Source organism: Pseudonocardia sp. McavD-2-B (assembly GCF_024124365.1).
GTDB lineage: Bacteria > Actinomycetota > Actinomycetes > Mycobacteriales > Pseudonocardiaceae > Pseudonocardia > Pseudonocardia alni.
This window is the reverse complement of record NZ_JAMXSG010000104.1, coordinates 1-17,719: the sequence shown is the minus strand read 5'-3', so window position 1 is coordinate 17,719 and position 17,719 is coordinate 1. Positions and strand designations below refer to the sequence as shown.

The following is a 17,719-nucleotide window of genomic DNA, read 5'->3' as shown; positions in this document are numbered from 1 at the left end:
GGGTGGGCCGGAGCAGCCGACGCCGGCCGGGGTCGAGCACGTCGGCGAGCGGGGCCCGACGGTCGCGCAGCTCGTCGGCCGGGATGCCGAGCAGGGCCGGGAGGGCGCCGGGGCGGAAGCGCAGACCGGTGGTCACGCCGCCCGCGGGCGAGGCGGCGAGGTGTGCCGTGGTGTCGGGGCCCGCGACGACCAGCCGGTCCCCGGACAGGAGCAGGTCCATGCAGCCGTCGGGGAGCACCCGCTGGGTGTGCGGCGCGGTACCGGCGTGCGCCCGCCAGGTCACCTCGACGGCTGCGCGCAGCGGTCCGGCGGGGGCCGTCTCGGAGTAGCTGCGCACGGCACCAGCCTACGGACGCGGCACGGCCCCGGTGCCGGCGTCGCCGGTCCGGGGCCGTGGCTGCGGGCGCGGGGTCAGGAGGCGCGCAGGACCGCCTGGATCTCCAGCTCGACGCCGACCTTCTCGCTGACGACGACGCCGCCGCCGTCCATCGGCAGCTCGATGTCGACACCGAACTCCGACCGCTTGACGGTGGTCTTCGCGGTGAACCCGGCGCGGGTGCCGCCCCAGGCGTCCGGGCCGAAGCCGTTCAGCTCGAGGTCCAGCTCGACGGGCTTGGTGACGCCCTTGAGGGTCAGGTCGCCGGTGAGCACGTAGTCCTCACCCTTCGCGGCGATCCCGGTGGACCGGAAGGTCCACTCCGGGTACTTCTCGACCTCGAAAAAGTCGGCGGAGCGGATGTGGCCGTCGCGCTGGTCGTTGCCGGTGGTGATCGAGGAGGCGTCGATGGTGGCGGTGACGGTGGAGTCCTCGAGCCGCTCCGCGGTCACGAGCTCGCCGGAGACCTTCTCGAAGCGGCCACGGACCTTGCTGACCATCATGTGACGGACGACGAACGCCACGTCGGAGTGCACCGGGTCGATGTCCCAGGTGCCGACGACGTAGCCGGGGATGTTGGCAGCGGTCATGGTGGTGACTCCTCGGGATAGTTGAACTCTCACTTGTTGAGAGCGATACTAGGTTCAACGAATGCCACGCCCCAATGTTTCGGAGGGTGCTATGAGTCACACACGCTGGCTGGACGACGAGGAGCAGCGCACCTGGCGCGCCTTCCTGGCCGCGCAGCGGCTGGTCTCGGAGAAGGTGGAGCGACGCCTGCAGGCCGGGGCGGGGATGCCCCAGGCGTACTACGAGATCCTGGTCCGGCTCTCCGAGGCGCCGGACCGCACGCTGCGGATGAGCGTCCTCGCGGACTCCGCGCTGTCCTCGCGCAGCCGGGTGTCGCACGCGGTGGCCCGGATGGAGGAGGCGGGCTGGATCGAGCGGCGGTCCTGTCCCACCGACCGGCGCGGTCAGCTGGCCCGGCTGACCGACCGCGGCTTCGAGGTGCTGGCCGGTGCGGCCCCGGACCACGTCGAGAGCGTCCGCGAGGCGGTGTTCGACGGGCTGACCCCGGCCCAGCAGGCCGGGCTGCGCGAGGCGTGCGAGGCGGTCGTCGCGCACCTGTCCGGTGGCGGGGAGTGGCCCGTGACCCGGGACTCGGGACCGGACGGCCCGGACCCGGCCCAGGCGTCCTAGGCTGGGCACATGCCTCATTTCGACGTCGTCGTACTCGGAGCCGGACCCGGTGGATACGTGGCGGCCATCCGTGCTGCCCAGCTCGGCCGCAGTGTGGCGGTGATCGAGGAGAAGTACTGGGGCGGTGTCTGTCTCAACGTGGGCTGCATCCCCTCCAAGGCGCTGCTGCGCAACGCCGAGATCGCGCACATCGTCACCAAGGAGCAGAAGACCTTCGGTCTGTCCGGTGAGGTGTCGCTCGACTTCGGCGCCGCCTTCGACCGCAGCCGTTCGGTCGCGGACGGGCGCGTCAAGGGCGTGCACTTCCTGATGAAGAAGAACAAGATCACCGAGCTCGACGGGTTCGGCCGGTTCACCAAGCCGGGCGAGATCGAGGTCGAGCTGTCGAAGGGCGGCAACGAGACCGTCACCTACGACGACGTGATCATCGCTGCGGGCTCCACCGTCAAGCTGCTGCCGGGCACCGAGCTGTCCGACCGCGTCGTGACCTACGAGGAGCAGATCCTCACCCGCGAGCTGCCGGAGAGCGTGATCATCGCCGGTGCCGGTGCGATCGGCGTCGAGTTCGCGTTCGTGCTGGCCAACTACGGCGTCGACGTCACCATCGTCGAGTACCTGGACCGGCTGCTCCCGCTCGAGGACGCAGACGTGTCCAAGGAGCTGCTCAAGGCCTACAAGAAGCTCGGCGTGACGGTGCGGACCTCCACGAAGGTCGAGTCCATCACCGACGACGGCAAGGGTGTCACCGTCTCGGTCTCCTCGTCCAAGGGCAGCGAGGACCTGCGCGCGGACAAGGTCGTGCAGGCGATCGGCTTCGCCCCGCGGGTCGACGGGTACGGCCTCGACAAGCTCGGCGTGAACCTCACCGAGCGCGGCGCCATCGAGATCGACGACTACATGCGCACCAGTGTGGAGCACGTCTACGCCATCGGTGACGTCACCGCGAAGCTCATGCTCGCCCACGTCGCCGAGGCGCAGGGCATCGTCGCCGCCGAGACCCTGGCGGGCGCCGAGACCCAGGAGCTGAACTACAAGATGATGCCGCGCGCGACCTTCTGCAACCCGCAGGTCGCGTCGTTCGGCTACACCGAGACCGAGGCCCGCGAGCTGGCCGACGAGAAGGGCTGGAAGGTCAACACCGCGACCTTCCCGTTCACCGCGAACGGCAAGGCGCACGGCATGGCCGAGCCCGCCGGCTTCGTCAAGCTGATCGCCGACGACACCTACGGCGAGCTGCTGGGTGGGCACATCATCGGCGCCGAGGCGACCGAGCTGCTGCCCGAGCTGACCCTGGCCCAGAAGTGGGACCTGACCGTCCACGAGATGGCGCGCAACGTGCACGCGCACCCGACCCTGTCGGAGTGCCTGCAGGAGGCGATCCACGGCCTGGCCGGCCACATGATCAACTTCTGATCACGGCCGCGACGGCCCGCATCCCACTCGGGGTGCGGGCCGTCGCGCTGTCCGGCCCCGCCGCCGGGCCCACGGGAAGCCGCCGGCGGGGCGGGGAGGGTCAGGAGTGGCGGGAGTCCGGCTCGCGGCGGGCGGTGTGCTCGCGACGCGTGGTGGATCCCGCGGCGCGCTGCTCGTGGCGCTCGGCGGCCAGTGCCGCCTCCACCGCGGCCTGCACGGCGGCGGTGTTGACGTCGGGATCGATCAGCCTGGCGGCGGCGAGGGAACGGGCCGAGACCGAGATGCTGACCATGGGTGACTCCTGGAACTGTCGCGTGGTGGGCGTGGTGGGCGTCGGGGAAGGCCCCACGCTGGGCCCTTCCCTGGGTGGCGTCGCGCGACCCGCCGGGTAGTGACCGATTCAGGTACCGATGTGGGTGACGTATGTTACCCACTGGTAAACGCGCTGGCCCGAGGACCCTAACGGACGAGGTCGGCCAGCAGCAGGCGGGTGACGTACAGGCCGTCGGGGACCCAGGCCCGGTCCGGCGCGCCGATCCGGGCCGCCAGCTCGTCGAGGGTCCACCAGCCGCCCTCGGCCACCTCCGAGGGCTGGTGGGTCACCGGGCCGTCGGAGAAGGCGCGGTAGACGTGCACGTGGGCCCGCAGACCGTCCGGGCCGGTGCCGGGCCCGGTGTCGACACCCAGCGCGGCGGCGTCGAAGGCGACCACGGCCAGCTTCTCCAGCGGCACGCCGGTGACGCCGAGCTCCTCGCCGAGCTCGCGGGCGGCGCACGCGTCGGGGGTCTCGCCCTCGTCGAGGACCCCGCCGGCGAGGCAGTCCCACATCCCGGCCATGACCAGCTTGGTGTCGGTACGACGGTGCACGTAGACCCGCGTGCCGTCGGCGGAGCGGAGCAGGACCGCCGTCGTGGCGTGCCACAGCGAGCGCGCGTAGACCTCGCCGCGCTCGGCGACGCCGGTGGGCGCGCCCCCGGCGTCGAAGACGGTGAGGCGCTCACGTGCGGGATCGGTCACGCCACGATCATCCCGCCGGGCCGCGGTGCACCCCGACCGGGGGCGCGGACGGTTAGTCTCGTGCAATGCACTCTCGCGCAGGGGGCCGGTCGTGACGGCCCGCCGGATCATGGGCACCGAGGTGGAGTACGGCATCGCTGTGCCCGGTGACCCCACCGCGAACCCCGTCGTCACCTCGACGCAGGTGGTGCTGGCCTACGCCGCTGCGGCGGACGTGCCCCGCAACCGCCGGGCGCGCTGGGACTACGAGGTGGAGTCGCCGCTGCGCGACGCCCGGGGGTTCGACCTGTCGGCGCCGTCGCTGGCGCCGCAGCTCGACACCGACCTCGACGACCTCGGCGCGGCGAACGTCATCCTCACCAACGGCGCCCGGTTCTACGTCGACCACGCCCACCCGGAGTACTCCACTCCGGAGGTCCTGTCCCCGCGCGACATCGTGACCTGGGACAAGGCCGGCGAGCGGATCATGCTGGAGGCGGCGAACCGCGCAGCCACCGTGCCGGGCGCGCCGCGGATGCAGCTCTACAAGAACAACGTCGACGGCAAGGGCGCCAGCTACGGCTCCCACGAGAACTATCTGATGGCCCGGACGACGACGTTCCCGTCGATCGTCACCGGCCTCACCCCGTTCTTCGTGACCCGCCAGGTCGTCTGCGGCGCCGGCCGGGTCGGCCTCGGCCAGCAGGGTGACGAGGCCGGCTACCAGATCGCCCAGCGCTCGGACTACGTCGAGGTCGAGGTCGGCCTGGAGACCACGCTCAAACGCGGGATCATCAACACCCGCGACGAGCCGCACGCCGACGCCGACAAGTACCGCCGCCTGCACGTCATCATCGGCGACGCGAACCTGTCCGAGATCTCGACGCTGCTCAAGGTCGGCACCACCGCCCTGGTCCTCGACATGATCGAGAAGGGGCGCTCGTTCGAGGACCTGCGCCTGGCCGAGCCGGTGAAGTCGGTCTCGCGGATCAGTCACGACCCGACGCTGCAGCGGACCGTCCCGCTGGCCGACGGTCGTCACCTCACCGCGGTGCAGATCCAGCAGGAGTACCTGGCCCGCGCGGTCGAGCACATGGAGCAGACCGTCTCCCCGCGCCGCGAGGAGTGGGACCCCGACACCCGCGAGGTCGTCGAGGAGTGGGAGTCGGTACTGGTCGACCTGGAGCGCGACCCGATGCTGACCGCCGACCGGCTCGACTGGACGGCCAAGCTCAAGCTGCTCGAGGCCTACCGCGAGCGCGACGGCCTGACCTGGGGGTCGGGCCGGCTCGGGATGGTCGACCTGCAGTACTCCGACGTGCGGCTGGCCAAGGGCCTCTACAACCGGCTCGTCACCCGCGGGTCGATGCGCCGGCTGGTCACCGAGGAGCAGGTCGCCGCGGCGATGACCGAGCCGCCCGAGGACACCCGCGCCTACTTCCGCGGTACCTGCATGGGCCGGTTCCCGGTCGAGGTCGCCGCCGCGTCCTGGGACTCGGTGATCTTCGACCTGGGCCGCGAGTCCCTGGTGCGGATCCCGACGCTGGAGCCGCTGCGCGGTACCCGCAAGCACGTGGGGGAGCTGTTCGAGGCGGTGTCGACGGCCGAGGAGCTGGTCGACAAGCTCACCGCCTCCTGAGCCCGCCCGCCGGGGGAGCGGATCACACGCCGCTGCGCAACAGGCGATTTTGTCGCCCCCGGTGGGTAGGGTGAACCTGCAGGCAACTCTGCGAGGAGGAGGCGTCATGTCCCAGGAGCAGACCAAGCGCCAGGGTGGCGGCGACGGAGACGACGAGTCCGGGGAGAACGCGTCCGGATCCGGTCAGGAGCGCCGCGAGAAGCTCGGTGAGGACGTCGACACCATCCTCGACGAGATCGACGACGTGCTGGAGGAGAACGCGGAGGACTTCGTGCGGTCCTACGTGCAGAAGGGCGGTGAGTGAGCCCCACGGGGCCACTCACCCTGCCGCACCCCGGCACCAGCAGTACCGTCCCGGCCGGGTCCGCACCTGCGGGCCCGGCCGTGCCGGAAGGGCCGCAGACCCCGCCGACGCGGGGGAGCGGGACCACCGGCGCACGCAGTTCGAACGAAAGGCACGTCCGAGAGATGGAGTTCCGGCCGTCGGTCACCTCCGGGCTGGTGCCCGGGCACCACACGGGTCAGCTCGGCACCTTCCTGACCGGGTCGCAGTCGTTCTCCGACTTCGTCGGCGGCGCGGCCCCGCACCTGCTCCCCGGCGCGGGCCTGGACCGGACAGCTGGTCCCGGCACCTCCGCCGACGCCCTGGGCGTCCCGCACGGCACCACGATCGTCGCGCTGCTGTTCTCCGGCGGCGTCGTGATCGCCGGTGACCGGCGCGCGACCGCGGGCAACGTGATCGCCCAGCGCGACATCGAGAAGGTGTTCGTCACCGACACCCACTCCGCCGTCGGCATCGCCGGCTCCGCGGGGATCGCGCTGGAGATGGTCCGGCTGTTCTCGGTCGACCTCGAGCACTACGAGAAGCTCGAGGGCGTCCCGCTCTCGCTCGACGGCAAGGCCAACAAGCTCGCCGGCATGGTCCGCCAGAACCTGGGCGCGGCGATGCAGGGCTTCGTCGTCGTCCCGCTGTTCGCGGGCTACGACACCGACGCCGCCGACCCAGCGCAGGCCGGCCGGATCGTCACCTTCGACCCGACCGGCGGCCGGTACGACGAGAACCTCGGCTTCCACGCCGTCGGTTCCGGCTCGGTGTTCGCGAAGTCGTCGCTGAAGAAGCTGCACGACCCGGCCGCGGACCTCGACGGCGCGGTGCGCACGGCGGTCGAGGCTCTCTACGACGCCGCGGACGATGACACCGCCACCGGTGGGCCGGACACGGTGCGGCGCATCTACCCGGTGGTCGTCGGCATCACCGCCGAGGGCGCCGTGCGCCGCGACGACGCCGAGATCGCCGCCGTCGTCGACCAGGTGATCGCCGGGCGCCGGGAGCGCCCCGGCGGTCCGTCCCGCTGACCCCTCCCCGCACGAAGCACGAGCCTGGAGCGCCTCCCCCATGACGATGCCGTTCTACTCCTCCGTCGACCAGCTGCTGCGCGACCGGTCCGAGCTGGCCCGCAAGGGCATCTCGCGCGGCCGCAGCGTGGTCGTGCTGACCTACGCCGGTGGCGTGCTGTTCGTCGCGGAGAACCGGTCGACGGCGCTGCACAAGGTCTCCGAGATCTACGACAAGATCGGCTTCGCCGCGGTCGGCCGGTACAACGAGTTCGAGAACCTGCGTACCGGCGGGATCCGGATGGCCGACTTCCGCGGGTTCACCTACGACCGGCGCGACGTGACCGGCCGGATGCTGGCCAACGCCTACGCCCAGGCGCTGGGCACCGCGTTCGTCGAGCAGCAGAAGCCCTTCGAGGTGGAGCTCTGCGTCGCCGAGGTGGGCGTCGAGGCCGCCGGGGACCAGCTGTACCGGATCACCTACGACGGGTCGATCACCGACGAGCCGCGGTTCGTCGTCATGGGCGGTCAGACCGAGCCGATCTCGCAGAAGCTGTCCGAGACCTACGAGCACGGGCTGGAGCTGGGCGCCGCGATCGAGGTCGCGCTCGGCGGGCTGCAGGTGCCCGGCGCGGACCCGGCCACGCCGGGCAACGGCGCGAACGCCCAGCCGCGGGTGCTCGGCGCCGAGGCGCTGGAGGTCGCGGTGCTCGACCGGACCCGGCCGCGGCGGACCTTCCGCCGTCTCGAGGGTGCGGCGCTGACCGACCTGCTGCCGACCGCGAACCGCGGCACCGAGGAGCCCGAGCCCGACGTGGCGGGTGGCGACGACACCCCCGCCGCCGGTGGGGCACTGGGTGGGGACGGGGCGTCCTGACCCGCTTCTCCGCGACCACCGCGTCCGAGGCCGTCGTGACGGCCTCGCGCGACGACGTCTGGCGCGTCCTGACCGATCCCGATGTGCTGCCGACGCTGACGCCGCTGCTCAACCGGATCGACGCCGACTCCGCGTGGGACGCGGCCGTCGACGGCTACGAGCTGTGGCGCTGGCACATGGTGCGGATCGCGGTGCTCGGGGTGGGCATCAAGCCGGTGTTCACCGAGCGGATGACCTTCGTCGAGGGCAAGCGGATCGAGTTCACCCACGCGCCGCCCACCGGGGTGACCGAGTGGGCGGGCGCGGAGGGCTACTACGCGCTGAGCGACGCGGACCCGGAGCCGGACGGCTCGCCGGCGACGCACCTGGAGATCTCGCTGACCGTCGACGTCGACATGCCGCTGTCGCGGCTCGCGGCGCCGGTGGTCACCCGCACGATGAAGGCGACGATGGACGCGACAGGGGACCGGTTCGGGGCGAACCTGCTCCGCCGTCTCGGCGCCCGGGAGCGCTGAGCGAGCTCACCTGCCGTCGGGGTTGTCGACCGGCAGTTCCAGGGTCACGGACCCGGCCCGTTCGAAGGTCAGGGTGACCGGGTAGGTCGGGCCGACCGACAGGGCCTGGCGCAGGTCGTCGAGGGTCACCGCGGCCCGGGTGACCGACGCCGCGCCGGCGGGGACGGCGGACCCGGTGTCACCCACCAGCAGCGTCGCGCCGCCGAGCAGGGACCGCTCGCCGCTGACGTCGACGTCCTCGGCCAGTGGGGAGCTCGCCGAGACCAGCCGGTCGGCGGCGTCGCCGTTGTTGACCGCGACGAGGCGCAGCCCGACGTCGGAGCCCGCGGGGTGGGCGATCCCGCCCTCGGCGTCGTCGGCGGGTGCGATGGCCGCGTCGCGGATGTCGATCGCGCCGATCGAGGTGGCCGCGTCGCCCGCGGTGCCCATCGGGTCGTCCAGGTCGATGGTGGGTGCGGCCGTGCCGCACCCCGTGAGCAGGAACAGGGCCAGCAGCGCGGGCGCGGTACGTCGCATGTGCCCGGGTTCCCCGTTCCGGGCCCCGTCCACGCACGGTCCGCCTCCGTGGCATGATGGTTGAAGAATCAACCATATTGGGGGAGCGGATGAGCGACATCGTCTTCGGCATGGACACCTTCGGCGACGTGCCGGTGGGCGACGACGGCACGCCGCTGTCGCACCCGCAGGCCATCCGCCAGGTCGTCGACGAGGTGGTGCTGGCCGACGGGGCCGGCGTCGACGTCGTCGCGCTGGGGGAGCACCACCGCCCCGAGTACGCCATCACCACCCCGGAGACGGTGCTCGCCGGGATCGCGACCCGCACCTCCCGGATCCGGCTGTCCTCCGGCGTCACCGTGCTCAGCTCGGACGACCCGGTGCGGGTGTACCAGCGCTTCGCCACCCTCGATGCGCTGTCCGACGGCCGTGCCGAGGTCATCGTGGGTCGCGGCTCGTTCACCGAGTCCTTCCCGCTGTTCGGCTACTCCATGAACGACTACGAGCAGCTGTTCGAGGAGAAGCTGGAGCTGTTCGTGCAGCTCCTCGACGAGAAGCCGGTGACATGGCGGGGCGCCACCCGCGCCGCGCTCGACGGCGTCGAGGTCTTCCCGACGACCGGCCGCCGGCTGCCCGTGTGGGTCGGTGTCGGCGGCTCGCCGGAGTCGGTGGTCCGCACCGCCCGCCACGACCTGGGCCTGATGCTCGCCATCATCGGCGGCCCGGCCGGACGGTTCGCGCCCTACGTCGACCTCTACCACCGCGCCGTCGAGCAGTTCGGGCACGCGGCGAAGCCGGTGGGCATGCACTCGCCGGGCTTCGTCGCCGACACCGACGAGGAGGCGAAGGAGATCTTCTTCGCCCCGTACAAGGCGCAGATGGACCGGATCGGCGCCCAGCGCGGTTGGCCGCCGCTGGACCGCGCCCGGTTCGAGGCCGAGGTCTCCGGCGGTGCGCTGCACGTCGGGTCCCCCGAGACGGTGGCCCGCCGCATCGCCGACTCGATCCGCTCGCTGGGCGCCCAGCGCTTCGACCTGATCTACACCGTCGGGCCGCAGCCGGTGTCGGCCCGGCTGCGCGCGGTCGAGCTGTACGGCACGCGGGTCATCCCGATGGTGCGCGACATGCTCGCCTGAACGGATCCACACCCGGTTCCGGGCTCCCACACCCGTTGCGACGGGTGTGGGAGGCGGCCAGGGGGTGTGGCTGCGGACGCGGGGGTCAGGCGGGGGAGATGCGGGCCGCCGCGGTGCGCAGGCCGTCGACGAGGGCGCGCAGGGCGGGGAGGTCGGCGTCGGACCCGCGGGTGGCCAGGACCAGGGAGCGGCCCGCCGCGGGCCGGCAGGACAGCAGGCGGACGCCGTCGTCGGCGGTGGCGGGGACCGGGCCGGTGCCTCCGGGCACCGCCGAGCCCGCCACCGCCATCGCCGGCACGAGCGCGACCGCGAGCCGCGCCCGGACGAGGGACAGCTGGGTGGAGAAGTCCCCGACCCGGTAGCGGATGTCCGGCTCGAACCCGGCGCTGCGCAGCAGCTGCAGCAGCGCCTCGTACGGCTCGGTCCCGATCGGGCCCGACGCCCACACCCGTCCGGCCAGGGTGCGCAGCGGCACCGGGTCGGGCCCGGTGAGCGGGTCGTCGGCGGGGACGGCGAGCATCGCGGGCTCGGTGCCCAGCGCGGTCACCCGGATCCCCGCGGGCAGCCGGGCCGGACGCTGGGTCCAGCTCTCCATGAGCACCGCGTCCAGGTCGCGGTTCTGCAGCGCGGGCAGCAGGTCGACGACCTCGCCGTCGTCGACGGTGGGGACCAGCCGGGGGTGCGCGGCGGCCAGTCCGTCGATGACCTCGGGCAGCAGTGTCCGCAGGGCGCTCGCGACCGAGCCGATCCGCAGGGGCCCGGCGGCGTCGTCGTGCAGGGCGGCGAGGTCGCGCTCGGCGCCGGCGACGGTCGCCGCCGCGGTGGCCGCGTGCCCGGCCAGCACGTGCCCGGCCGCGGTGAGCCGGATGCCCCGCCCGTCCGGTTCGACGAGCCGGGTGCCGGTCTCGCGTTCGAGCTTGCGTAGCTGCTGGGTCACCGCGGGTCCGGTGATGTGCAGCGCGGCCGCGGCGGCGCCGACCGAGCCGTGCTCGGCGACGGCGTCGAATACGCGCAGCCGGTCCCAGGAGATCACACAGCACAGCTTAGCGGTACCAGGTAGGAACAATCATTGGAGCTTCGCGGTTGCGGCGGGGATCGTGGATCGGGTGAACGTACGCACCACCCCCGATCCGCACTCCGCCCTCCTCCTCGTCGCCGGCGCCTCGGTCCTGGCCTGGACCGGCATCCTCGTCGCGCTCGCGGGCGCCGACCCGGCGACGGCGTCGGTCTGGCGGTGCGTGCTCGCCCTGGTCGTGCTGGGGCCGTGGGCACTGGCCGAGTACCGCCGCGCGGGCGGCCTCCCGCTCGCGACGGTCGGCTGGTCCCTGCTGTCCGGGGTGTTCCTGGGGGCGGACTTCCTGCTGTGGACCCGCGCGGTGCTCGACGCGGGCGCCGGGATCGCGAACGTCGTGCTCAACATCCAGGTGCTGGCGCTGCCGCTGATCGCCTGGGTCGTAGCGGGGGAGCGGGTCCCGCGCCGGCTGGTGTACGCGGCGCCGCTGCTGCTGGGCGGCATCGCGCTGGCCGGCGGGGTGCTCGGCGCCGGGGTCGGCGGACCGGAGCCGGTGCGTGGTGCGGTGCTCGGCACCCTCGCCGGGGTCGCCTACACCGGCTTCCTGCACCTGAACCGCTCGGTGTCGCGGGGCCGCCCGCGTCACCTGGTGACCCCGGTCGCGCTGGCGACCGTCGGGGCCGGGGTGACCTGCGGGATCGTCGGCGTCGCCGGGGGCGGGATCGTGGTCGCGCTGCCCGCGACGACGTGGGCCTGGCTGATCGTGCTGGCCCTGGCCGGGCAGGTGGTGTCCTGGGTGCTGATCGGGCGCGGCTCGGCCGGGCTGGCGCCGGGCACCGCGGGTGCGCTGCTGCTGGTGCACCCGGTGCTGTCGGTGGTGCTCGGCATGCTGGTGCTCGGGGAGACCCTGACCGCGTGGCAGGTCGCGGGCTGCGCGCTGGTGGTCGCCACCGTCGCCGCGCTGGTCGGCCCGGCCGGGACCGCGGGGCGGCTGCGCCGGGTGGTGGACCGGCACGAGCGGGCCTGGGCCACGCTCACGCCACGGGCCTGACGCACCTCCCGGCCCTACAGGTCGATGCGCTCGGCCCCGGTGTAGACGTTGCCGGTCCGCCCGCGCAGGAACCCGACCAGGGTCATCCCGGACTCCTCGGCCAGCTCGACGGCCAGCGACGACGGCGCCGACACCGCCGCGAGCATCGGCACCCCGGCCATCACGGCCTTCTGCACCAGTTCGAACGACGCCCGTCCCGACACCATCAGCACGGTGCCGGCGGCGGGCACGCGGCCGTCCATCACCATCCGGCCCAGCACCTTGTCCACCGCGTTGTGCCGGCCCACGTCCTCGCGGGCGGCGAGCAGGCCACCGTCGGCGTCGAACAGGGCGGCGGCGTGCAGCCCGCCGGTGGAGCCGAACACCTTCTGGTGCTCGCGCAGCCGGTCGGGCAGCTCCAGCAGCAGCTCCCGGTCGATCCGCAGCGGGTCCGCCGCCGGGGAGTGGCGGGTCTTGAGCTTCACCGCGTCCAGCGAGGCCTTCCCGCACACCCCGCACGACGAGGTGGTGTAGAAGTTCCGCTCCACCGACGCGTCCGGCGGGGCGACGCCCTCGGCCAGGTCGACGTCGAGCACGTTGTAGGTGTTGCGGCCCTGCTCGTCGACGGAGTTGCAGTAGCGGGCCCCGGCCAGGTCCAGCCCGGAGCCGATCACACCCTCGGTCAGCAGGAACCCGTGCGCGAGCTCCACGTCGTGGCCGGGGGTGCGCATCGTCACCGACAGCGCCTTCCCCCCGACGCGCAGCTCCAGCGGCTCCTCGGCCACGAGGGTGTCCGGACGCGAGCGGGTGCTGCCGTCCCCGTTGAGGTGCAGCACCGGGCGCCGCACGGTGAGCCGTCCCATTCCGATCCCCTCCCGCTGTCCACCCCCCAGGGTAGGAGGAGGATCGGCCACGTGCGCGGGTACGGGGGTCGTCGGCCGGGGGCGGGAATCGTGCCGGCGGGCGGTGCGTCCTCGCGGATGGGGACGGCGAAGGCGTCGCTGGACTGGCACGGGGCGGCGCTGCTGACCCGCACCGTCGCCGTACTGGGCCGGGCGGTGGACGGGCCGCTGGTCGTGGTGCGTGCCGCCGGGCAGGAGCTGCCGGAGCTGCCGCCGGGCACCGAGGTCGTCGACGACCCGGTACCCGGGCTCGGCCCGCTGCCCGCGATCGGCGCCGGGCTGGCCGCCGTCGCGGGCCGGGCGCAGGCGGCGTTCGTCGCGTCGGTCGACCTGCCGCTGCTGCACCCCGCCTTCGTCGCCCGCGTGCTGGATCTGCGCGGGGAGCACGACGTCGCGCTGCCCGAGGCGTTCGGGCACCACCAGCCGCTCGCCGCCGCCTACGCCACCGCACTCGCCCCGGTGATCGACGGGCTGACCGCGTCCGGGCAGGGCCGCCCGCCGTCGCTGTTCGACCGGGTCGCGGTGCGCCGGATCGGCGAGCAGACCCTGCGCAGCGACCCGGTGCTGGCCCGCCTCGACCCGGACCTGGCGTCGCTGACCAACGTCAACACCCCCGCCGAGCTGGCCGCGGCCCGGGCCCGCCCGCTGCCCGCGGTGCGGCTGGTCGAGGGGGGCGTGATCCGCACCGTCCGCGCCCGCACGGCGGGGGAGCTGGGGCGCCCGGTGGCCGTCGCGGGCGGGACGGGGCCGCTGCCGCCGTGGTTCCCGCTGGTGACCGGCGACGAGCTCGAAGGGGTGTGACGGGGGTCTCGACCTTGCTACGGTGCGGGGGCCGAAGGTCACCACCACCCCGGAGGTCGACGATGACCGCCACCCGCCCGCAGGGATCGCGCCGGGGCTTCCGCCCCCGCCACGTCCGCCTCACCGAGCCGCTGGTCCGCGAGAACGGGGTGCTGCGCCCGGCGTCCTGGGACGAGGCCCTCGACCGTGCCGCGGCCGGGTTCGCCGGTGTCCCGGGCGACCGCTTCGGCATGTTCAGCTGCTCCAAGGCGACGAACGAGATGAACTACGTCGCGCAGAAGTTCGCCCGGGCGGTGATGGGCAGCAACAACGTCGACAGCTGCAACCGCACTTGACACGCTCCCAGCGTCGTCGGTCTGACGGCAGTGTTCGGTGCCGGCGGCGGCACCTCCGCCTACGTCGAGGCGGAGAACGCCGACCTCCTCGTCCTGTGGGGCAGTAACGCCCGCGAGACGCACCCCATCTTCTTCCACCACGTGCTGCAGGGGATCCGCAAGGGCGCCCGGATGTTCTCGGTCGACCCGCGCCACACCTCCACCGCGCACTGGGCGGACTCGTGGCTCGGTCTCGACGTGGGCACCGACATCGCGCTGGCCAACGCAGTCGGCCGCGAGATCATCCACGCCGGACTGGTCAACCACGCGTTCGTCGAGCGCTCCACCACCGGGTTCGAGGACTACCGGGCCGCGGTGGAGCCGTACACGCTCGAGCGCGCCGAGGAGATCACCGGGGTCCCGGCGTCGTCGATCCGGGAGCTGGCGCACGCCTACGGCCGCGCCGACCGCGCCCAGATCTGCTGGACACTGGGCATCACCGAGCACCACAACGCCGCCGACTACGTCTTCGCCCTGATCAACCTCGCGCTGCTGACCGGGCACGTCGGCCGCTACGGCTCCGGCCTGGTGCCGCTGCGCGGGCAGAACAACGTGCAGGGCGGCGGCGACATGGGCGCCATCCCGGCCAAGCTGCCCGGCGGCTACGACGTCGGCGACGCCGAGGCGCACGCCCGCTTCCACGCCGTCTACGGCGGCGCGGAGTTCCCCGACCGTCCCGGCAGGCACCTGTCGCAGATGTTCGAGGCGATGGAGGCCGGCCAGATGAGCGCGCTGTACTGCATCGGGGAGAACCCGGCCGAGTCCGAGGCCGACGCCACCCACGCCCGGCACCTGCTGTCCTCCCTCGACCACCTCGTCGTCCAGGACATCTTCCGCACCGCCACGGCCGAGCTCGCCGACGTCGTGCTGCCCGCCGCCGCGGACTGGTGCGAGTACGAGGGCACCGTCACCAACTCCGAGCGCCGCGTCCAGCGGGTCCGCAAGGCCCTCGACCCGCCGGGCCTGGCCCGTCCCGACACCCACATCATCTGCGGCGTCGCGCAGCGCCTCGGGCACGACTGGGGCGAGCCGACCGCCGAGCAGGTGTGGGACGAGCTGCGCTCGGTGTCGCTGAACTGGCACCACGGCATGAGCTACGACCGCCTCGACACCCTCGGCGGCATCCAGTGGCCCTGCCCCGCCGAGGACCACCCGGGCACCCCGCTGATGCACACCCGGCTGTGGGCCGACGACCCGGACGAGCGCGGCGCGCCGGCGCCGTTCACCCCGGTCGAGCACGTCCCACCGGCCGACGAGCTCACCGAGGAGTATCCGATCCGGCTCACCACCGTGCGGCTGCTCGACGCCTACAACTCGGGGGTGCAGACCGGCGGCTACGCCTCGCCGCTGCGCCGCCGCGAGTCGCTGCGCATCGACGCGGCCGACGCCGCCGCGCTCGGCATCACCGACGGCGACCGGGTGCGGGTCACCAGCCGTCGCGGCAGTGTCGAGGCGCCGGTGTGGGTCGACCGGTCGCTGCGGCCGGGGCTGGCGTCGTTCACCCCGCACTTCACCGAGCAGGTCGACGTCAACGTCCTCACCAACGACGCCTGGGACCCCAAGTCGGGGACCTCGGAGTTCAAGGCGACCGCGGTGCGGATCGAGAGGCTGTGAATGGATCTCCACATCTCCACCGCCGCACCGACCGCGGCCGAACGGGACACGATCGACGCCGCGTTCGGGTTGCTCGCCCCCACCGCCGCGGACGCCACCGCCGGGGACCGGCCGACCCGGTCGGCGCACGCCGGGCACGCCGCCCGCTCGCGGCGCCACCTCCTGCTGCCGCTGCTGCACGCGGTGCACGACGCGGCGGGCTGGCTGTCGGAGGGGTCGCTGAACCACGTCGCGCGGACGCTGCAGGTCCCGCCGGCCGAGGTGTACGGCGTCGCCACCTTCTACGCGATGTTCTCGGTGGAGCCGCGCGCCCCGCGGGTGGTGCACGTCTGCGACGACGTGGCGTGCGGCCCGTCCGGCGGCGAGGAGATCGTCGCGGCGCTGGAGCGCGACCTCGACGGCGGGCGCGCCTGCGTGGTGCGCAGCCCCTGCCTGGGACTGTGCGAGCGGGCACCCGCGGTGCTGCACCAGCGCGCGGGCGAACCCGACCTGTCCCAGGCCCCCGCGACCCCGCAGGCCGTCCTCGCCGCGGCGCACGCGCCCGCCGACCCGGCCGGGGAGCAGGCGGCCGACGCCGACCGGGCCTTCGCCGACACCACCGTCTCGGCCCCGCAGACCCGGACCGGGGAACACCTGCGGCTGCTGCGCCGGGTCGGCGTCGTCGACCCCACCTCGCTCGACGACTACCGCGCCCGCGGCGGCTACGCGGCCCTGCGCCGCGCGGTCCGCCTCGGCGCCACCCGGGTCATCGCCGAGCTGAAGGACGCCTCGCTCACCGGGCGCGGCGGCGCGGCGTTCCCCACCGGCGTCAAGTGGGAGGGTGTGGCGCAGTCCCCGGAGCGTCCGCACCACCTCGTCTGCAATGCCGACGAGTCCGAACCGGGCACCTTCAAGGACCGGGTGCTCATGGAGGGCGACCCGTTCGGGCTGGTCGAGGCCATGACGATCGCCGGCTACGTCACCGGCGCCACCGTCGGGCACCTCTACATCCGCGGCGAGTACCCGCTGGCGACCCGCCGGCTGCAGGACGCGATCGCCGCGGCCCGGGCGCGCGGCCACCTCGGCGACGACGTCATGGGGGAGGGCTTCGCCTTCGACATCGACCTGCGCCGCGGCGCGGGCGCCTACATCTGCGGTGAGGAGACCGCGCTGCTGGAGTCGATCGAGGGGTACCGCGGCGAGCCGCGGAACAAGCCGCCGTTCCCGGCCACCTCGGGGCTGTTCGGGAAGCCGACCGCGATCAACAACGTCGAGACCCTCTACAACGTGCTGGAGGTGCTCAACATCGGCGGCGGGGCCTTCGCCTCGGTCGGCGGGGGCCGGTCCACCGGGTCCAAGCTGTTCTGCGTCTCCGGTGCCGTCGGCGCCCCCGGGGTGTACGAGGTCGACTTCGGCACCACCCTGCGCGAGCTGCTCGACCTCGCCGGGGGCACCCGCGGCACGCTGCGCACCGTGCTGCTGGGCGGCGCCGCGGGCGGGTTCGTCCTCCCGCAGGACCTCGACGTGCCCCTCACCCTGGAGGGGGCCCGCGACATCGGCGCCACCCTCGGGTCCGGTGTCGTGCTCGTGTTCGACGACCGCGCCGACCTCACCGCCACCCTCCGCCGGATCGCGGCCTTCTTCCGCGACGAGTCCTGCGGGCAGTGCGTGCCGTGCCGGGTCGGGACGGTCCGCCAGGAGGAGGCACTGGCCCGGCTGGAACGCGGTGCCCCGCTCGGGTCGCGGGAGACCGAGCTGGCCCTGCTCGACGACCTCGCGCGGGTCATGCGCGACGCGTCGATCTGCGGGCTCGGGCAGACCGCGCCGTCGGCCGTCGCCTCCGCACTCGACCTGGGGCTGATCGCGGCGCCGTCGCACTCGTCGAACGGACACGGAGGGCGTCGATGACCACGACCAGCGGGAAGGGCCCGATGGGGCCGGGCGGCGGCTCGCGGGCACCCCGGGCCGGGGAGGTCGACGGCGCACCCGAGGCCGACGCGTCGTCCGGCGACGGCACCCCCGGCG

General features: G+C 73.5%; 19 protein-coding genes. 12 read left to right on the top strand and 7 right to left on the bottom strand.

Features of this window, described 5'->3' with window-relative positions:
* The coding region (locus NH602_RS15380; RefSeq protein ID WP_374210176.1) for a DUF6597 domain-containing transcriptional factor at window positions 1-337 on the bottom strand (337 nt) is incomplete at its 3' end.
* 74 nt (window positions 338-411) lie between these two features.
* Window positions 412-966: a YceI family protein gene (locus tag NH602_RS15375; RefSeq protein WP_253068163.1), complete on the bottom strand. Its 555-nt coding sequence runs from the start codon at window positions 964-966 to the stop codon at window positions 412-414.
* Between the two features lie 91 nt (window positions 967-1,057).
* On the opposite strand from NH602_RS15375, the gene NH602_RS15370 reads away from it, so the two are divergent.
* Window positions 1,058-1,576 (top strand): MarR family winged helix-turn-helix transcriptional regulator, encoded by a 519-nt coding sequence (locus NH602_RS15370; protein WP_062395129.1) that lies wholly within the window; start codon window positions 1,058-1,060, stop codon window positions 1,574-1,576.
* Between the two features lie 9 nt (window positions 1,577-1,585).
* Window positions 1,586-2,989, top strand: coding sequence for a dihydrolipoyl dehydrogenase (gene lpdA / locus NH602_RS15365; RefSeq protein ID WP_073574823.1), 1,404 nt, complete (start codon window positions 1,586-1,588; stop codon window positions 2,987-2,989).
* A 100-nt stretch (window positions 2,990-3,089) separates the two neighbouring features.
* Here lpdA and NH602_RS15360 read toward each other — a convergent pair whose 3' ends face one another.
* Together NH602_RS15360 and NH602_RS15355 are read right to left on the bottom strand one after the other, a co-directional pair.
* Window positions 3,090-3,281: a hypothetical protein gene (locus NH602_RS15360; protein WP_073574824.1), complete on the bottom strand. Its 192-nt coding sequence runs from the start codon at window positions 3,279-3,281 to the stop codon at window positions 3,090-3,092.
* 167 nt (window positions 3,282-3,448) lie between these two features.
* Complete coding sequence (locus NH602_RS15355) at window positions 3,449-4,006, bottom strand: NUDIX domain-containing protein (RefSeq protein WP_208823751.1); 558 nt, start codon at window positions 4,004-4,006, stop codon at window positions 3,449-3,451.
* A 109-nt stretch (window positions 4,007-4,115) separates the two neighbouring features.
* Here NH602_RS15355 and dop point away from each other — a divergent pair, with 109 nt between their 5' ends.
* The 5 genes from dop to NH602_RS15330 all read left to right on the top strand — a co-directional run bounded on the left by dop (window position 4,116) and on the right by NH602_RS15330 (window position 8,351).
* A complete protein-coding gene (gene dop, locus NH602_RS15350) occupies window positions 4,116-5,624 on the top strand; it encodes a depupylase/deamidase Dop (RefSeq protein WP_073575316.1) in 1,509 nt (502 codons plus the stop codon).
* 106 nt (window positions 5,625-5,730) lie between these two features.
* Window positions 5,731-5,928 carry a ubiquitin-like protein Pup gene (locus tag NH602_RS15345; RefSeq protein WP_020626587.1) on the top strand — a complete coding sequence of 66 codons (198 nt, stop codon included), beginning with the start codon at window positions 5,731-5,733 and terminating at the stop codon, window positions 5,926-5,928.
* A gap of 164 nt (window positions 5,929-6,092) precedes the next feature.
* Entirely contained in the window at window positions 6,093-6,980 is an 888-nt protein-coding gene (prcB, locus tag NH602_RS15340; protein WP_179759834.1) for a proteasome subunit beta, read from the top strand.
* Between the two features lie 40 nt (window positions 6,981-7,020).
* A complete protein-coding gene (prcA, locus tag NH602_RS15335; protein WP_073574826.1) occupies window positions 7,021-7,836 on the top strand; it encodes a proteasome subunit alpha in 816 nt (271 codons plus the stop codon).
* Between the two features lie 35 nt (window positions 7,837-7,871).
* Window positions 7,872-8,351: a hypothetical protein gene (locus NH602_RS15330; RefSeq protein ID WP_073574827.1), complete on the top strand. Its 480-nt coding sequence runs from the start codon at window positions 7,872-7,874 to the stop codon at window positions 8,349-8,351.
* Between the two features lie 6 nt (window positions 8,352-8,357).
* Here the strand turns inward: NH602_RS15330 and NH602_RS15325 are convergent, their stop codons facing one another.
* Window positions 8,358-8,867, bottom strand: coding sequence for a copper chaperone PCu(A)C (locus tag NH602_RS15325; RefSeq protein ID WP_253068162.1), 510 nt, complete (start codon window positions 8,865-8,867; stop codon window positions 8,358-8,360).
* A gap of 89 nt (window positions 8,868-8,956) precedes the next feature.
* Here NH602_RS15325 and NH602_RS15320 point away from each other — a divergent pair, with 89 nt between their 5' ends.
* Entirely contained in the window at window positions 8,957-9,982 is a 1,026-nt protein-coding gene (locus NH602_RS15320) for an LLM class flavin-dependent oxidoreductase (RefSeq protein ID WP_073574829.1), read from the top strand.
* Window positions 9,983-10,067: 85 nt separating this feature from the next.
* Here NH602_RS15320 and NH602_RS15315 read toward each other — a convergent pair whose 3' ends face one another.
* Window positions 10,068-11,015 carry a LysR family transcriptional regulator gene (locus NH602_RS15315; protein ID WP_253068161.1) on the bottom strand — a complete coding sequence of 316 codons (948 nt, stop codon included), beginning with the start codon at window positions 11,013-11,015 and terminating at the stop codon, window positions 10,068-10,070.
* Window positions 11,016-11,088: 73 nt separating this feature from the next.
* Here NH602_RS15315 and NH602_RS15310 point away from each other — a divergent pair, with 73 nt between their 5' ends.
* The gene (locus NH602_RS15310) at window positions 11,089-12,045 is read left to right on the top strand and encodes a DMT family transporter (protein WP_253068160.1); all 957 of its coding nucleotides are present in this window, start codon (window positions 11,089-11,091) and stop codon (window positions 12,043-12,045) included.
* A 14-nt stretch (window positions 12,046-12,059) separates the two neighbouring features.
* Here NH602_RS15310 and fdhD read toward each other — a convergent pair whose 3' ends face one another.
* The gene (gene fdhD, locus NH602_RS15305; protein WP_073574832.1) at window positions 12,060-12,887 is read right to left on the bottom strand and encodes a formate dehydrogenase accessory sulfurtransferase FdhD; all 828 of its coding nucleotides are present in this window, start codon (window positions 12,885-12,887) and stop codon (window positions 12,060-12,062) included.
* On the opposite strand from fdhD, the gene NH602_RS15300 reads away from it, so the two are divergent.
* The 3 genes from NH602_RS15300 to NH602_RS15290 all read left to right on the top strand — a co-directional run bounded on the left by NH602_RS15300 (window position 12,852) and on the right by NH602_RS15290 (window position 17,602).
* Entirely contained in the window at window positions 12,852-13,727 is an 876-nt protein-coding gene (locus tag NH602_RS15300; RefSeq protein WP_308292846.1) for a molybdenum cofactor guanylyltransferase, read from the top strand. The two genes, fdhD and NH602_RS15300, sit on opposite strands and share 36 nt — an antisense overlap.
* A 62-nt stretch (window positions 13,728-13,789) precedes the next feature.
* Entirely contained in the window at window positions 13,790-15,715 is a 1,926-nt protein-coding gene (locus tag NH602_RS15295; protein WP_253068159.1) for a molybdopterin oxidoreductase family protein, read from the top strand.
* Window positions 15,716-17,602: an NAD(P)H-dependent oxidoreductase subunit E gene (locus NH602_RS15290; protein WP_073574836.1), complete on the top strand. Its 1,887-nt coding sequence runs from the start codon at window positions 15,716-15,718 to the stop codon at window positions 17,600-17,602.
* Window positions 17,603-17,719 lie beyond the last annotated feature (117 nt).

Coding starts and splice junctions, on each gene's coding strand:
- NH602_RS15360 (WP_073574824.1), bottom strand. CDS start 3,281: ATGGTCAGCATCTCGGTCTCGGCCCGTTCCCTCGCCGCCGCCAGGCTG.
- NH602_RS15370 (WP_062395129.1), top strand. CDS start 1,058: ATGAGTCACACACGCTGGCTGGACGACGAGGAGCAGCGCACCTGGCGC.
- dop (WP_073575316.1), top strand. CDS start 4,116: ATGGGCACCGAGGTGGAGTACGGCATCGCTGTGCCCGGTGACCCCACC.
- NH602_RS15325 (WP_253068162.1), bottom strand. CDS start 8,867: ATGCGACGTACCGCGCCCGCGCTGCTGGCCCTGTTCCTGCTCACGGGG.
- NH602_RS15320 (WP_073574829.1), top strand. CDS start 8,957: ATGAGCGACATCGTCTTCGGCATGGACACCTTCGGCGACGTGCCGGTG.
- NH602_RS15345 (WP_020626587.1), top strand. CDS start 5,731: ATGTCCCAGGAGCAGACCAAGCGCCAGGGTGGCGGCGACGGAGACGAC.
- NH602_RS15290 (WP_073574836.1), top strand. CDS start 15,716: ATGGATCTCCACATCTCCACCGCCGCACCGACCGCGGCCGAACGGGAC.
- lpdA (WP_073574823.1), top strand. CDS start 1,586: ATGCCTCATTTCGACGTCGTCGTACTCGGAGCCGGACCCGGTGGATAC.
- prcA (WP_073574826.1), top strand. CDS start 7,021: ATGACGATGCCGTTCTACTCCTCCGTCGACCAGCTGCTGCGCGACCGG.
- NH602_RS15375 (WP_253068163.1), bottom strand. CDS start 966: ATGACCGCTGCCAACATCCCCGGCTACGTCGTCGGCACCTGGGACATC.
- prcB (WP_179759834.1), top strand. CDS start 6,093: ATGGAGTTCCGGCCGTCGGTCACCTCCGGGCTGGTGCCCGGGCACCAC.
- fdhD (WP_073574832.1), bottom strand. CDS start 12,887: ATGGGACGGCTCACCGTGCGGCGCCCGGTGCTGCACCTCAACGGGGAC.